We start from the raw sequence: 15,279 nt of genomic DNA, 5'->3' as shown, positions 1-15,279 counted from the left end.
GCCCTACGCTTCTCTGTGGCATCAAGGAGGATTTATGCGTCGTCTTTTCGTAGTTGCGAGTCTTGCGTTGCTAACTCAAGCAGGACTGGCCCAAAGCTCAACCAAGCATAAAGGCCAATCGCTGAACGACGCTGCCATGGATCGGGTTACGGCAGCGGGCGTTTCGGCGAGCTTGTCGAATGGAGTCGTGCAGTTTCAAGGGTCGGCGTCAACTGCGAACGGACTGGTGACAGGTGCCGGTACGCTGCAGGTGTTGACCGGACCGCTGACCTCAACCACCAACATGGGCACGCTCACGTTGAATGGCAGCGCGCAGCAAAATCTGAGTTCGCTGGTCAACATCAATGCTGTGAACTCCAATATCAATGTGCTGCTGAACCTGACCGTCAATATGAACTCGACGGTAGGGAGCATTGTGCAGTCCAACCTGACTGGGAAACACTGATGAACTGCTTACGATCGATACTTGCTGCTGGACTGGCGGGTCTTGTTCTCTTCCCAGCCCCCGTGCGCGCTCAGAACACTGGAGAAGCAACGGGGGCGAGGGGAAGCAAGAATGTCCGAAGCCTGAAAGAGATTCGCGATGAGGGCGTCGTGAAGCAGCGTTGGGATGTCAGTTGCGGCGCCGCGGCGTTGAGCACACTCCTTACTTATGACTTCAAGGACGATACGACTGAGACTTCGATTGTGGTGTGGCTTCTTCATCGCGTAGATGCGACTCGTGTGCGCTCCCGAGGCGGATTTTCATTGCTCGATTTGAAACACTTTTCCGAGGCGCGGGGATACCATGCTGAGGCTTTCAGTGGTATGACGATCCAGGATCTGGCGCAGGAAAAAGCTTCTGTGATCGTCCCGATACGAGAGAAAGGCTTCGACCATTTTGTGGTGGTAAAGGGCATTGTGGCGGGGCATGTGATTCTGGGCGATCCGGGCTTCGGCAATATCACGATGCGAGTCGACCGGTTTCAGACCTTGTGGAAGAACGGCATCGTCTTCGTAGTGCATCCGCCAGACGACCGAATGATCGGAGACAAACGTCTTCCTGTGGCCGCACGCATGGTACCGGATGAATCGCTGATCTCGCGCAAGATCGGAGTTACGGCTCCGAGCAACTATTTGTACTGAAGGGAAAGGCGGGTCGATGTTGCGGCGAAGAGTTTTATCAGTGATTGTGGTTCTGCTGGCGAGCACGGGATCACTCCTTGCTCAGACATCAGCGAATGGTCAGCCGCAGACACAGGAGATTGCCAAAGCTACAACGGCGGCGAGAGACCCTGTGGATCTGAAGCTGCAGGAGGCGTTGCGAGAGCGCGATGCGATCATCCGCAATCTGCTGGAGCGCGTGAATGAGCTGGAGTGGCGTATGAACGGAGGCTTTACTACTCCGGCGAAGGTGGTGGAGCGTCCTACTTTGCCGGCCGCCTCGACCAGTCGCGTGATCAACTCGGTGGTGTCGACGTCAACCTACGACAGCACGGAACGGCAGGCGACGGAGGCTCTGGATCAAGCTTTGATTGTGCGTGGCGGATTGCTGCTGCCCTCTGGAACCCTGGAGGTCGACAACACCACGTCTTACTTCAGCGCGTCGTCGGACCATGTGACGGTGAATGGTTTTGCGTTGCTGCCCGTGTTGGTGGTGGGTGATATCGCTTCGGAGCGCGTGAGGGAGGACTATCTTCTGCCAAACTTCACGGCGCGGCTTGGATTGCCGCATAAGCTCCAGGCCGATCTCACGATTCCTTATGGGTATGAGTTGATTCGGACGGTGGACGCGAATAATGTCCAAACCTCTTCGAGCAGTTTTGGGTTGGGCGATATCTCTGCCGGCATCTCGCGGCAGCTGACAAGCGAGCATGGAAAGATTCCAGACATGCTGGCGAGTGTGCGGTTCAAATCGACGACGGGGAAAGATCCTTACAATTTGCAGAGCAGCCAGGTGGCGCTTGGGACAGGCTTCAATGCAATACAGGGAAACCTGACTTTGGCGAAGTCGAGCGATCCGGTGGTGTTCTTCGGGAATCTTTCTTACACGGCGAATCTGAAGGGCGATCATACGGTTTCAGCTAACGATCCGAGTAACCCGGCGGCGACGATGGTGGGGCACTTCAACCCGGGGGATGCTGTGGGATTCCAGATTGGGTCGATCCTGGCGTTGAACCCGGACGTATCGATGACTCTTGGTTGGGATCAACGGTTTACTCGCAGTACTACGTTGAACGGGGTGGATATTCCTGCTTCGTATCTGGTGGAAGGCACGCTGCGGTTGGGAACGAGTTATGTGTACGCGCCAGGTAAGACGATTGATCTGAGCTTTGGCGTGGGGCTGACGCCGGATACGCCGAATCTGCAGTTCTCAGTGGGTGTGCCGTTCCGGATGGGACTGTGGGGGCCGAAGCAGAAAAAACTGACCGTGCATTAGGTGGTGCGTGGGACGATCAGGCGCACTCTCCGGCGGAGAGGAAGAGAGACTGCAGTGTGGCGTCTTCCAGGAAGCTAATCTCCAGACGGATGGTGATGATCTGACCGAGGTCAGCCGGGGTGGCAAGATTTTTACGGCATGTGCAGAGGTGGGTAAAGCCAAGGTGACCGGCGCGGGTGAGCTCGAGGCCGGAAGAGATGATGGAGGCGTAGATGTCGATGACGGCGCGGAGCTGGATCTCGACGCGGAACTCCATGGTGGTGGGCGAGGTGGTCCTGCGGTTGAGGATCCAGCCTCCGCAGTCTGCGAAGGCCGAGGTGAGCGAGGGCAGAAGGCCTTGGCGCTCTTCGTAGCTGAAGCCCTGAATATCGAGCGATTGCATGGGGTGTTGAGCCTCTGCCGAATCGAATGTGCTTGCCGATAGGGTGTTCATCGGAAAGGGAGGGGGGAAGCGTGAGTCTCTGACGGGGTACTGTGGTCATGTGGGGTTTGCTGTTTGATAATCTTGAAAAGAGATGACTTGCGATTTGTCTGTTGTTGGTTCGCGTAAGAAGGTGGCGCAAGCGAGGTTCTCATGGTGCTGGGTGTAGGAACGGATCTGATCGAGACGAGACGGATACAAGAGAGTATCGACCGGTACGGCGAGCGGTTTCTGGAGCGGATTTTTACTGAGGGAGAGATCGCTTACTGTGTGCGCAAGAAGAAGAATGCCGCAGAGAGCTTTTCGGCCCGGTTTGCAGCGAAGGAGGCTGGCGCGAAGGCGCTGGGAACGGGAATTAGCCGAGGCGTTACATGGAAGGAGCTTGAGGTGCGGCGTGAGGCGAGCGGTAAACCTACGCTTCACTTGAGCGGGCGGGCGGCAGAGTTGGCGAAGGCGATGGGGGTGCGCAGGGTACAGTTGAGTTTGACCCATAGCCGCGAGTTGGCGATGGCGGTGGTGGTGGTAGAGGATTAGCGTGACGGTCACGCGTCACGGGCGGTACGGCAAGGTCATAAAAGGTTGAAATCAATGGGAAGTTGAAACCATTAGAGCGGTTTGGGCATCCATAACAGATCGACGACTTAGCGCGAGGCGATGCCAGGAGTTTTCCTGGGTGATGGATTGGGAGGGTAATGTATTCTCCTAGTTACTGACACCCTGATTGCGCTACAGGCGGGAGGCGGCAGTGTAACGCCGCGGGCAGTGAAGTTTTGCGAAACGGTCTTAAAGGAGAGCTATGCCCAGCCAGCAGGAGGTTCGGTGGTCGCAGTTGAAGGTGGGCGTGATTGTACTGATTTCGACGGTGGTGCTGGTGACCCTGCTGTTCCTGATGACGAGCTCGTCGGGGCTGGGAATCTTCTCGCATAAGCTGACGGTGGTGACCTTCTTTGAGAACTCGGCGGGGCTGAAGACGGGTGCGGCGGTGAACCTGGAAGGGGTGACGATCGGAACGGTGAAGTCGGTGACGATCGACAACTCGCCGGAGCACAAGCTGACGCCGGTGAAGGTGGTGATGAAGATGAACCAAAAGTTCGCCACCAACCTGAAGAAGGATTCGAAGGCCTCGTTGTCGACGGTGGGTGTGCTGGGAGATACGGTGGTGGACATCAACAGCCAGTTTGCCGTTGGGCCGCCGTTGCAGGACGGCGATGTTTTGAAGACTTTAGAGACGCCTAGCTTGACCGATGTCGTGAAAGCGAGCCAGGGAACGATTGAGAGCCTGAATGTGATTCTGGCGAAGATGAACATCATCGTCGACAACATTCAGTCGGGAAAGGGTTCGATTGGGCAGCTGATCAATAATCCTGATCTTTATAACAAGGCAAATAATACTGTCGATGAGCTGCTGAAGTTGGAGAAGAATATCAACGCGGGACGCGGATCGATTGGCAAGCTGATGACCGACGACACGCTGTACAACCGGTTGAACGGTACGGTCGCAAAGCTGCAGAACATCGCGGATGGAATCGACAGCGGCAAGGGCACGGCGGGCAAGCTGTTGAAGGACGATACCCTTTATAAGAATCTTAACTCTACACTTGCGCATGCGAACTCATTGCTTGCCGACGCCGACGCCGGCAAGGGTGGACTTGGGCTGATGCTGAAGGATCCGAAGTTTCGCCAGGATCTGAGCAATACGTTGACACAGGTCAATACGCTGGTGTCGGGAGTGAACGATGGGCGGGGTACGCTGGGCAAACTGGTGAAAGATGATGCCGCTTACACCAACTTGAATAAGCTGCTGGTGGCCAGCACGGATCTGGTGACGACGATTCGAAGCGATCCAAAGAAGTACCTGACAATCCACCTGAAGATCTTTTGAGAGAAGATGCGGCGACGGGAAGAAGGGGTTGGGCTTCGGCCTGAGCCCTTTTTTCTGCGTTTCGTGGGCCGGAAACTTTGTGATATGGCGTCTCGTCTTCGTAGTATCACGGAGAGTTACGTTTTTGACGGCAGACGAATCGTCTTGTTGTCTGAGCCGTTGCCTTCTATTGGGATTTTTCTGAGGAGCGACATGATTTCCAAATCTTTAGCGAGCCTGTTGATACTTTCTACTGCCGTGTGTCTGGGACAAGCATTTACGGAAACAGATGTACCGGGAGGCCCAACTTCGGAGCCGAAGCAGCCAATCATCTTTGACCTTTCCGCAATCGATAAGACCGCGGACCCTTGCATCGACTTCTATCAATATGCATGCGGCAACTGGCTGAAGAAAAATCCAGTTCCATCTGATCAGGTGCGGTGGGGGCGGTTCAATGAGTTAGCGGAACGTAATAATTATCTGCTCTACACGGAGTTGAAGGCAGCGGCGGACGATCCGAAGAACCCGCTGCAACGCAAGTATGGCGACTACTTCGCGGCATGTATGAACGTCGATCTGGCCGACAGGCTGGGGACAAAGCCGCTGCAGCCTGCGCTGGCGACGATTGCGTCATTGAAGGACAAAAAACAACTGGCGACGATCGTGGCGGAGTTACAGAAGAACTACTCTGTGGGCGTGTTTATGGATTGAATGTGCAGCAGGATCAGAAGGACTCGAGCCAACAGATTGCAAGCACAATTCAAGGCGGCCTCTCTCTCCCGGACCGGTCGTACTATCTGACCGAGGATGATCGGAGCCAGAAGCTGCGGGATCAGTATGTCGAGCATGTCGCGAAGATGTTTGTCTTGCTGGGCGATACTCCGGAGAAGGCGTCGGACGAGGCTAAGAGTGTGATGGCTATCGAGACGGCGCTCGCCAAGGGCTCGATGGACCGAGTTGAGCTGCGTGATCCGGCGAAGCGATATCACATCATGTCCAAGGAGGATCTCGAGGCGCTGTCTCCTGATTATGATTGGCAGACCTATTTGAAGGAGGTTACGATTGGCGAGTTCAGTACGCTGAATGTTGCAACGCCGGACTACTTCAAGGCGATGAACGCCGAGATCGATGCGGCAAGTTTGGATTCGATCAAGAGCTATTTGCGCTGGCATGCGCTGAGGACTGCTGCGCCTGCTTTGTCGAAACCATTTGTGGATGAAAATTTCAACTTCTTTTCGGCGACGCTGCAAGGCCAGAAGGAGCAGACACCGCGATGGAAGCGTTGCACACGCGCGACCGATACAGCACTGGGCGAGGCCGTGGGTCAGGACTGGGTGAAACAGTACTTCCCTCCCGATGCGAAGGCCAATATGGACAAGCTGGTGGTGGCGCTTGAACAGGCACTAGGACAGGACATCCAGCAACTGCCGTGGATGAGCAATGCGACCAAGGTCGAAGCGAAGGCGAAGCTGGATGCAATTCGCAATAAGATCGGCTATCCGGAGAACTGGCGTGATTACAGCTCGTTGACAGTGAAGCGGGACGATTATCTCGGCAATGTGGAGAGGGGGCAGAGTTTCGAGCGGGCTCGCAACTACGCCAAACTGGGCAAGCCGGTTGACGAAAAGGAGTGGGGGATGACACCCCCGACGGTGAACGCGTACTACAGCCCTTCGAACAACGACATTAACTTCCCTGCTGGAATTCTGCAGCCTCCCTTCTTCGATAACAGTAAAGATCCGGCAGTGAACTGCGGCGGAATCGGCACCGTGATCGGGCATGAGATGACGCATGGCTTCGACGACCAGGGATCGAAGTACGATCCGAAGGGAAATGTGCGTCCGTGGTTCACAGCCGAGGATCGAGCGAAGTTTACCGAGCGCACCGATTGTGAGGTGAAGGAGTATGACGGGTTCAAGGTGGCTGAGGGACAGAACCTTAACGGCAAGCTGACGCTTGGCGAGAATACGGCCGATAATGGTGGGATTCGAATTGCCTTCCAGGCGCTCGAAGCAGCTCTTACGCAACAGGGAGCTACCGCCGAGCCTGGGTATGTTGATGGGAAGCGTGATGGATATACCGCGCAGCAGCGCTTCTTTATTACCTTCGGACAGCTATGGTGCCAGAATCAGACGGAGCAGAATGCGCGTGTACTGGCGAAGACCGATCCACATAGCACGGGCGAGTGGCGGGCGAAGGGCACGGTGCGGAACTTCGATGAGTTCGGCAAAGCGTTTGGCTGTAAAGCGGGCCACGCAATGATGCCGGTGAACTCCTGTCGCGTGTGGTAGAGGTGCGAGTGAACCAGAGGCCCGGGCTGCGGCCTGGGCTTTTGTGTGGATGGAAGGTGGCGGTAACCACGACGTGGTGACCACATACGCTGGGGGTAGGCCAACCAGAATGAAGGGCATAAGTGGCACAAAGTCGCGACAGCTTCTACAATAAGCGAAGGAATCGTACCCTACAGAGTTGCTCGCGGCAAAAGGTGGACGGAGAACCGTTCACTGGCGAGGATTAAGGAAGCGCATGAAGTTGAGCAGGATTGGCCGGGTTTCAATGGCCTTGGTAGTGTCCGTAGCGATGGGTCTAGGCATGACGGCGTGCGGTGGCGGCACGATCGGGTTCATGTGGGTTCTTGGAACGCAGTACAACCAGATTGCGGGATTTAAGATTGACGACTTTACGGGAAACCTGACGGCGATGCCGCACTCCCCGTTTACCTCCGGCGGAGCTGATCCGGTGTCGATTGTGGTGAAGCCTGGCGGCCGCTTCGTCTATGTGGTCAACAAGGGCGGCGGGAGCGGACCAACATCGAACCTGCCGTGCGGGAGTGCCGGCAGCATCAGCGAGTTCAGCGTTGGCGGACAGGGCGTGTTGACCTTCCAGCAATGCTTTACAAGCCAGGGAAGCACTCCCGTCTGGGCTGCGGTCGACACTACGGGTAATTTTCTGTACGTTCTGGATCAGCAGGCACCATCGCTCGATGGTGCGCCACCTCCCGCCAATGGTGACATCACGGTCTTCTCGATCGATCCGAATACGGGTCGGTTGACACTGGTACTGAATCAGCAGATCAAGGATCCTCAGACGGGATTGCAGTTGACCTACTTCCCCGTTGGCGAAACGCCAACGATGATGGCGGTCTCGGGCGGATGCTTGTTAACTCTCAACACGGCTGACCAGACTGTGTCTCCTTACGCAGCCGGAACTGCTGGTCAGTTGACCCTTACGACGACACAGAAGTTCAATGCGCAGACTGGACGCGCTACGTCGATTATTACCGGCGGAAGCGCGGTGTATATCACCGATGCGGCTCCCACTGCGAGCAACCCTGGTGGACGGATTCTTCCCTTCTCGGTCGCGGCTACTACATGCACTTTGAATCCGATCACGGGCGGACCGATTGGAAATGTCTCTCCAGGGGCGAATCCGGTTTACTCGCTGGTTGGCGGAGCTGGCTCGGCGAAGAACTTCTTATATGTGGCGAACCAGTCGACTACCGATACCACGAATCCGAACAGCTCCATCTCGGCGTTCCAGGTCCAGACGAATAGTACTTTGCTGGCGATCGATCCGGGTAACAATCCTTACTCTGTGGGGGCCGGGCCGGTTTGCATGGTAGAGGACCCGTCGAATCAGTACATCTATACGTCCAACGGAGATGGAACTGTGACTGGCAAGTCGATCTCGACGCAAGGCTTCTTGCAAGACCTGAAGCGAGGATCGAAGTTCACGGCGACCGGACAGGCGACGTGCCTCGCAGTAAGCGGAAACGTAGACTAGCTGGCAATAAGGCAGCTGGAGAACCAGGACAGGATGTCTCGAGGAATCCTGAGTATCGGGACAGCAGGAACGGGCGGAAACGATTTGCCCTGGAGTTAGGCAAGCATGAAGTGGAATAAGATGGGTCGCGGAACAGTGGCCTCGATATTGTCTTTTGCGTTGGTGAGCGTAACGGCGTGCAGCCGCGACTACACGCTGGCGTACGTTTATGTGACTACGGCAAAACCGTTGACGAGCACCTCTCCCAACGGTGGCATCAATGCGTACGCGGTGGACTACCAGATTGGTTCGTTGACGCCGCTTGCGGATTCCCCGATCCCGGCAGGCCGGAATCCGGTTACCCTGATTGCCTCGCCGAACGGGTTGAATGTGTATGTCGTGAACCACGACGATTCAACGATTGGAGAGTACTCGGTCGGCACCGACGGGAAGATCTACCTGCAGAACACGTACAACATAACGGGGAGCAACGGGACCTCAGTTGCGATGGATGCGGCAGGCACCTTCCTTTATGTCACGTTCCAGTATCAGCTCGGTCCACAGGGACAGCAGCTTTACTCGACCGCATCGCCCGGGCCGGGCGGTATTACGATCTTCCCGATCAATAAAGACGGCTCGCTGGGAACAGCCGTAGCAAATACGACGATTGGAACCACGACCTCTCTGACCTCTCTGAACTACGTTCCGGTTGGCAATACACCGTTTGGCGTTGTGGTGAGCCGTCCGCGCTGCCAACCATTGGCCGCCGGAGGTACCAGCTCTGCAAACTGCATCCTGTCGACGACGCCCACAGCTACTGCCAACAACGGACTCCTGACCAACTATGTGTATGTGATCGATCAGGAGACACCGACCACACCGAAGGCGACGGTTCTGGGCTTCGTGCAGAACTCGACGACGGGCACATTGACTCCTACTCCTGGGACCACGATTACGACTGATAGCACGGGCAAGACGGTCGCCACCGGATACGGCGCAGGAACAACACCCAGCGCCATTGCGGCAGATCCTTCTTCGCGTTTTGTTTACATTACCGATCAGGCGACGAACCAACTGTATGGCAGTACGGTGAATTCAGATGGGTCGCTGACTCCGATGACCAACGGCAGCCCGTTCGCCACTGGTATCTTTCCGGTGGGTGTGACGATTGATCCTCGGGGCAAGTTCCTGTATGTAGCGAACTTCTCCTCGGGTACGGTCGGCGCTTATACGATCGATCAAACCTCGGGGAATGTGACGGGCGCTGTCGGTTCTGCTTCGACGGCGACGGGTACGGGTCCAACCTGCGTTGCGATCGAGCCGGCGCTGGGTATCTACCTCTATGCGACGAACAACCTCGAAGGCGATGTCTCGGCGTTTCAGCTCGCTCCTCAAAACGGCACGTTGAAGCAGGTGCAAAATACTCCGTTCCCCTCGGGCGCGCTGCCAAGCTGTGCTGTGGCCGTAGCGAACGGATCGCATCCTACGCAGATCATCGTCGAATAGCCTGTTTGTTATGTGTCAACGAAAAAGCCCCGTTGCCCGCGGGGCTCTTTCGCGTCCTCTTTTATGAGCAGATAGCACTCTTCCGGTTTGATGGCTACGAGGGTGATGAAGAATACCCTCCGAAAGCGAAAGACGGACCTCAGCGGCTGAAGCCGCAATGCTTGCAACGCTCTAGCGGCACTGCTGAAGCCGTGCCCTTAAACACGACAGGATTTTTAAACAGCCTCTAACGTCGCTCTTTCGTCCTCTCCTCCGTTATTCCAACGCCTTATCCTGTGAGATACCCCCCTCCCCCTCTTGGGGGTATTTTACACGCAAGTTTATTATTTTCAAATGTTTACACGGCATAACTGTCTGCAAGCTTCTCATCCTAAATGGCTTATTGCTAAAATACTTGAAATCAATGAGTTATGGCTAATGTTTATGGCTATGTCTTCTAGACACTGCTCGCTTCTAAACAACGATGCCCTCGGATTTTCGTCCGAAGGCATCTTCTTTGAGCTTGATTTAAGTATAGCTGAGGGAGTGAAACTAATACGCCACGCGTTTGTCCTTGTTTGGCGAGGGAATTTGCTTTTTTGGGGCTTGACAGGATTTCGGGGATCGATGGCAACGGTAACAGCAGATCCCCTGAGGGATGACAAGAAGGACACAGCAAAGACGGAGGGCAGGCAAAGGCCAAAACGTCAGACACCGGCGTGAAGATGATGGGCGGAAGGGATGGGCGGTTCGGGTAGGTCTGAGCTCTTCGGGATCCTTCGCTGCGCTTAGGATGACAGCAAAAAGACCTGATATGGGTTCGTCAGCCTAATGCGGGCTTCGCCATTCGACTTTGCTTAGGGACAAAAGTGCGACGTAAAGAAATAAAGCCGACAACAAAGGTGAATTTGCCACGAACTCAAGACTCTCAACACTAGGAAGAGACTGGGGCGAGCGAGCGGGGTTTGCGGGAGAAGCGGCTGAGGATGGCCTTGCGGGCAGGAGTTTCTACGAAGTGGAAGGCGGCCAGAGCGAGCAGAATGAGGATTGCGTAGGAGAGCCAGGGCTCGAGAGCGGCCAGGTGGAGGCGCTCCGGCACATGGTAGAGGTGGAGGAGCTGGAAGACGTTGAAGTGGAGCAGGTAGAGGCAGTAGCTGCTCTCGCCAATGAGCAAAAGAGGGCGCCAGGAGAAGAGGGCCGAGATGGCGTGAGGCCCGCTGAGGCCGAGGACCAAGGCGGCGAAGACAGGGGTCAAGAGGCCGCCGTGCATGAGGAGGTACGGCGTGCGGACGACGAGGGTGTAGAAGAAGACTCCCACGAGCGCCAGGCTGACGGACGAGAGCAGGAGGCGCTGACGAGAGGAGATGGTGAGGGCATGCTGGAGTTTGCCCAGGGTGACCCCAATGAGGAAGGTGCAGACGTAGGGTAGCGGGGTGTACTTGAGGAAGCGGATGAGCTGGGTGGAGCTATAGCGGTCGACCGGACCTACGATGTGGTCGGGGTTGAGCCAGAGGTAGAGGGAGTGGGGGATGAGGCCGATGACCCAGAGGGCGATGATGAGAAGCACCAGCTGGGCCGATTTTTTGGGCCAGGGAAGGCGGATGAGCCAGGGGAAGGCGGCGTAGAGGACGACTTCGCTTGAGAGGGTCCAGGCGACGGTGTTCCAGAAGGTGGCGACGGAGGGGCTCCAGCCCTGAAGGACAAGGGGGGTGAGGATGAGTCCCTGCCAGAACTCGGAGTGGGAGCGGGCGTGCCACTCGTCCTGCACCATGCGGAAGGAGATCAGCAGGACGAGGAGGTAGATGGGGTAGAGGCGGGAGAAGCGGGCCAGCCAGAACTCGCGCTTGATGAGGGTGTTGGCGCGGTCGGCGTAGTTGTAGGTAAGAACGTAGCCGGAGATGAGGAAGAAGACGCCGACGAAGACGTAGCCGTTGTCGATGATGGGATAGAGGAGGCCGAGGTGTGGCGGGGTGAAGTGGAAGAGAATGATGAAGATGGCGAGGAGTGTGCGGATTCCGGTGAGAGCCGGCAAGGGCGGCTTGCGCGTGGTCCTGGTTGCAGGCTGCGGGGCAGGCGCTTGCTCGATCTCTGGTTCCAGAAGGCTGAGGTTCACACGGTCGTCCTGCTTGAGTGGGATGCTGCTGCGTTTCAAACTTATCAAACGCGGTTTCTTTGAATTAGACGTGGGGAGGGGCGAAGAAGACGACATTATTCTGGCAACAGAAGATTTCTTCGCTACGCTGCGGAATAACAAGGACGGCCACAGCAGGCGAAAGACTGGCAAAAGAACGTAGCAGCACAGCCAAAGGGCAAGCAGCAGCAAGAACAAATACGGGGGTCTCTCCACTGCGCTGCACACGATAAAACTGTGAGCAGCTTCGGTCGAGATGACGATTTGGTGGGTTGTGTGGTCGAGATGACGTTTCGGTGGGTTGGCGTCGGTCCGAGATGAAGATTTATTTGGTTGTGGGTAGAGACTGGTCAGGCGGTGACGAGGGAGCCAATCTTTTCGCCGCTAACGACGCGGACGATGTTGCCGGACTCTCGCATGCTGAAGACCATCATGGGCATGTTGTTGTCGCGACAGAGGGAGACGGCGGTGGTGTCCATGACGCGGAGGTTGAGTCGGAGCATCTCGCTGTAGGTGATCTGGTCGAACTTGGTGGCCTTGTCGTCGACTTTGGGGTCGGCAGTGTAGATGCCGTCGACCGAGGTGGCTTTGAGGAGGATGTCGGCTTTGATCTCCATGGCGCGGAGACTGGCGGCGGTGTCGGTGGAAAAGAAGGGGTTGCCGGTGCCGGCGGCGAAGATGACGATGCGGTTCTTTTCGAGGTGACGCATGGCGCGGCGGCGGATGTAGGGCTCGGCGACTTCGTGCATCTCGATGGCGGACATGACGCGGCAGAAGAGGCCGAGCTTTTCGATGGCGTCCTGAAGGGCGATCGCATTGATCACTGTAGACAGCATGCCCATGTGGTCGGCGGCGACCCTGTCCATGTCGATGGCCTGCTGGGCGACGCCGCGGAAGAAGTTTCCGCCTCCGACGACGATGCCGATCTCGCAGCCGAGGGCGTGAACGGCGGCTATTTCTGCGGCGATTTTGTGAATGAAGACAGCGTCAATGCCAAAACCTTTGCCTGCGGCCAGAGCTTCGCCTGAGATCTTGAGGAGGACTCTTTTGTACATGTCAGAACTAAGTATCGCATGGGGCGGGGGAGGATTATCGGATAACGGATATAGACGACCTCGAAGGTCGATTTGTTTACAACTTTGGTGGAACTCGTATTTGTTGTGCACAACTTTGCGGGGTTAGGTGGGTCTTGCAGGGTGCGGGCACGATACGACGCAGCCCAAGGAGAAAGTTACATGGTTAGTAAAGTCCGTTTGATGGTTTTGACAGCTGGAATGATTGCAGCGGTGACGCCGATGACGATGCAGGCACAGGAAGTTCCAGGCCCACATCCGGCTTATCTGCATGCGCTGAGCGATCTGCGAGCGGCGCGGCACTATCTGAATGATGGATGGGCGTGGGGTCCGGTAAAGCATGACGACAATGAGGCGATCAAGCATATCGATGCGGCGATCAATGAGATCAAACACGCCTCGATCGATGACGGCAAGGGATTGAACGATCCGTTCCACATTGATACGGGTTTGAGCCCGCATGACAGGTTCCGCAAGGCTAATGAACTGCTCTATGCCGCGCACCGGGATTTGGAGCATGCGGAGGATGTTCCGCAGGCGCATGGGTTGCGGGATCGGGCGATTGAGCATATCGACTATGCGCACACGATAGTCGATAATGCGGAGCGTACGGCTCGCTGGGAGTAAATGCCTGGGATAGAGGAACAGGGGGAGCAAGAATGCTCCCCCTGTTTGTTTGGCTTGCGGCGGTAAGGGCGTGGTGGCAGGACTCTCCTTATTTTTTGCTGCGGTCGGCGATAGTTTGAGGGCGGAACTGACCTAAAGCAAAGGTGAATAAAGGGATCATTCGCTACGCTCAGGATGGCGACTTTTTCTCCTTCTCGTTACGAAGAACTTCGAAACCGCCACTCCCTTTATGGCGTAGCGCGGCCTGTTGTGGTGGCGGCTGGAACTTCGATGAGTTTGCCGGATTTGACGTCGTAGATGTAGCCGTAGATGGGGATGGACTTCGGCACGAGGGGGCTGGTGCGGATGCGGGTGACGTCGGCGAGGACTGATTCGGCCTGATCTTTGATGGTGAGGAATTCGATGAACTCGGCTGCGGTTGAGCCTGGGCCTTTGCCTACATCTTTGAAGCCTTCGGGGGTGAGGGCGGCGGTTTCTAGGCTGCTGGCAAGGAGGCCGCGGATGATGTCGTTGGTGAAGAACTGCATGCCGCAGTCGGTGTGATGGATGACGAAGAACTCTTTGGTGCCGAGGAGCTTGTAGCTGATGACGAGGGAGCGGATGGCGTCGTCGCTGGCTCGGCCGCCGGCGTTGCGGATGACGTGGGCATCTCCTTCGGCCAGGCCTGCGTATTTGGCAGGGTCGAGGCGAGCGTCCATACAGGTTAGGATGGCGAAGCCTCGGGCGGGTGGAAGGGCGAGGTTGGCTTTTTCGCCGAAGCTGGCTGCGTAGGCTTCGTTGGCGGAGAGGACTTCGGTGAGGATCTTGCTCATGGCGTGTCTCCTGGGAGTGGTTTCTTGATGGTGAGTTGTGGTGAGTCCGTGGTGGGATGATGGTCGGAATTACTCGGCGTGTGGATCGACGATGTGGATGGGCAGATCGTAGTGGTTCGAGGTGAGTTCCCAGCGGCGGTTCTCTTCTTTGTGGAGAGTTTGCTGGTCTGAGAAGAGTTGGCGCAGGACTTCGCTTTCGTGAGTGGACGAGGGTTGGTCCTTGTAGCTGATGACGATGCGGTAGTCCCAGCGACTGTCCTCCGAGGTGTGCAGACCGGGGCCGTAGACGGTGTAAGTGGTGACGTAACCGAGCTGCTGCTCGCGGTCGAGGGCGGCGATCTGATACTTGCGGAAGAGGGACCACCACTCGTCCTGATGGCCGTACTGGACTCGGTAGACCCACTCGACCAGATAGGGCTTTCCTGCGGTGGGTGCTGCCGGCTGGGCCTTGATTGTGATGGGTGCGATGAGGGTGAAGGCAGCGAGGGAAAGGCTTATGAATCTGCGCATCGGTATGGTCTCCTGATTGTTCGTCGTTGGCTGAGATGTCGGCGCTGGAAGCGGATGCCTGACCGCGTGGTCAAAGCAAGATGAGAGCGCTCTTGGTTGCCTGACTGACGATGGATCTGGAGGGTTCTACAGTGCCCTGAGGTGTCGTCAGCCTAGAGGCTGGACGGACAACAATAAC

The 15,279-nt window shown here is 56.5% G+C and carries 15 protein-coding genes; 10 read left to right on the top strand and 5 right to left on the bottom strand.

Annotated features, from left to right (window positions below):
• Positions 1-34: 34 nt before the first annotated feature.
• The 3 genes from HDF08_RS01565 to HDF08_RS01555 are packed head-to-tail and all read left to right on the top strand — an operon-like array spanning position 35 to position 2,419.
• Entirely contained in the window at positions 35-445 is a 411-nt protein-coding gene (locus HDF08_RS01565; RefSeq protein WP_179636689.1) for a hypothetical protein, read from the top strand.
• Positions 445-1,125: a C39 family peptidase gene (locus HDF08_RS01560; RefSeq protein ID WP_179636688.1), complete on the top strand. Its 681-nt coding sequence runs from the start codon at positions 445-447 to the stop codon at positions 1,123-1,125. The genes HDF08_RS01565 and HDF08_RS01560 overlap by 1 nt, the downstream gene beginning before the upstream one ends.
• A gap of 40 nt (positions 1,126-1,165) precedes the next feature.
• Complete coding sequence (locus HDF08_RS01555; RefSeq protein WP_179636687.1) at positions 1,166-2,419, top strand: transporter; 1,254 nt, start codon at positions 1,166-1,168, stop codon at positions 2,417-2,419.
• 16 nt (positions 2,420-2,435) lie between these two features.
• Here HDF08_RS01555 and HDF08_RS01550 read toward each other — a convergent pair whose 3' ends face one another.
• Positions 2,436-2,801, bottom strand: coding sequence for a hypothetical protein (locus tag HDF08_RS01550; protein ID WP_179636686.1), 366 nt, complete (start codon positions 2,799-2,801; stop codon positions 2,436-2,438).
• A gap of 192 nt (positions 2,802-2,993) precedes the next feature.
• Between HDF08_RS01550 and acpS the strand changes: the two genes are divergently transcribed.
• From acpS to HDF08_RS01525, 6 genes are all read left to right on the top strand, one after another.
• A complete protein-coding gene (gene acpS / locus HDF08_RS01545; RefSeq protein WP_179636685.1) occupies positions 2,994-3,374 on the top strand; it encodes a holo-ACP synthase in 381 nt (126 codons plus the stop codon).
• A gap of 262 nt (positions 3,375-3,636) precedes the next feature.
• A complete protein-coding gene (locus HDF08_RS01540; protein ID WP_179636684.1) occupies positions 3,637-4,722 on the top strand; it encodes an MlaD family protein in 1,086 nt (361 codons plus the stop codon).
• Positions 4,723-4,806: 84 nt separating this feature from the next.
• Positions 4,807-5,412: a M13 family metallopeptidase gene (locus HDF08_RS22040; RefSeq protein ID WP_373563099.1), complete on the top strand. Its 606-nt coding sequence runs from the start codon at positions 4,807-4,809 to the stop codon at positions 5,410-5,412.
• Positions 5,413-5,414: 2 nt separating this feature from the next.
• Positions 5,415-6,992, top strand: a complete 1,578-nt coding sequence (locus tag HDF08_RS22035; RefSeq protein ID WP_373563098.1) for a M13 family metallopeptidase — start codon at positions 5,415-5,417, stop codon at positions 6,990-6,992.
• Between the two features lie 265 nt (positions 6,993-7,257).
• A complete protein-coding gene (locus HDF08_RS01530; protein ID WP_179636683.1) occupies positions 7,258-8,484 on the top strand; it encodes a beta-propeller fold lactonase family protein in 1,227 nt (408 codons plus the stop codon).
• A 105-nt stretch (positions 8,485-8,589) separates the two neighbouring features.
• Positions 8,590-9,969 (top strand): lactonase family protein, encoded by a 1,380-nt coding sequence (locus tag HDF08_RS01525; protein ID WP_179636682.1) that lies wholly within the window; start codon positions 8,590-8,592, stop codon positions 9,967-9,969.
• Between the two features lie 913 nt (positions 9,970-10,882).
• Here the strand turns inward: HDF08_RS01525 and HDF08_RS01520 are convergent.
• Positions 10,883-12,100 (bottom strand): acyltransferase family protein, encoded by a 1,218-nt coding sequence (locus HDF08_RS01520; RefSeq protein WP_257030824.1) that lies wholly within the window; start codon positions 12,098-12,100, stop codon positions 10,883-10,885.
• A gap of 329 nt (positions 12,101-12,429) precedes the next feature.
• Positions 12,430-13,134: a UMP kinase gene (gene pyrH, locus HDF08_RS01515; RefSeq protein ID WP_179636681.1), complete on the bottom strand. Its 705-nt coding sequence runs from the start codon at positions 13,132-13,134 to the stop codon at positions 12,430-12,432.
• Between the two features lie 180 nt (positions 13,135-13,314).
• Between pyrH and HDF08_RS01510 the strand changes: the two genes are divergently transcribed.
• The gene (locus HDF08_RS01510) at positions 13,315-13,779 is read left to right on the top strand and encodes a hypothetical protein (RefSeq protein ID WP_179636680.1); all 465 of its coding nucleotides are present in this window, start codon (positions 13,315-13,317) and stop codon (positions 13,777-13,779) included.
• Between the two features lie 227 nt (positions 13,780-14,006).
• Here the strand turns inward: HDF08_RS01510 and HDF08_RS01505 are convergent, their stop codons facing one another.
• Together HDF08_RS01505 and HDF08_RS01500 are read right to left on the bottom strand one after the other, a co-directional pair.
• The gene (locus HDF08_RS01505; RefSeq protein ID WP_179636679.1) at positions 14,007-14,591 is read right to left on the bottom strand and encodes a beta-class carbonic anhydrase; all 585 of its coding nucleotides are present in this window, start codon (positions 14,589-14,591) and stop codon (positions 14,007-14,009) included.
• Between the two features lie 69 nt (positions 14,592-14,660).
• Positions 14,661-15,101 (bottom strand): hypothetical protein, encoded by a 441-nt coding sequence (locus HDF08_RS01500; protein WP_179636678.1) that lies wholly within the window; start codon positions 15,099-15,101, stop codon positions 14,661-14,663.
• Positions 15,102-15,279 lie beyond the last annotated feature (178 nt).

Origin of the sequence: Tunturiibacter empetritectus (assembly GCF_013410875.1) — a bacterium.
Classification (GTDB): domain Bacteria; phylum Acidobacteriota; class Terriglobia; order Terriglobales; family Acidobacteriaceae; genus Edaphobacter; species Edaphobacter empetritectus.
The sequence above is the reverse complement of the archived record's forward strand: the minus strand, read 5'-3'. Positions and strand labels throughout refer to the sequence as shown.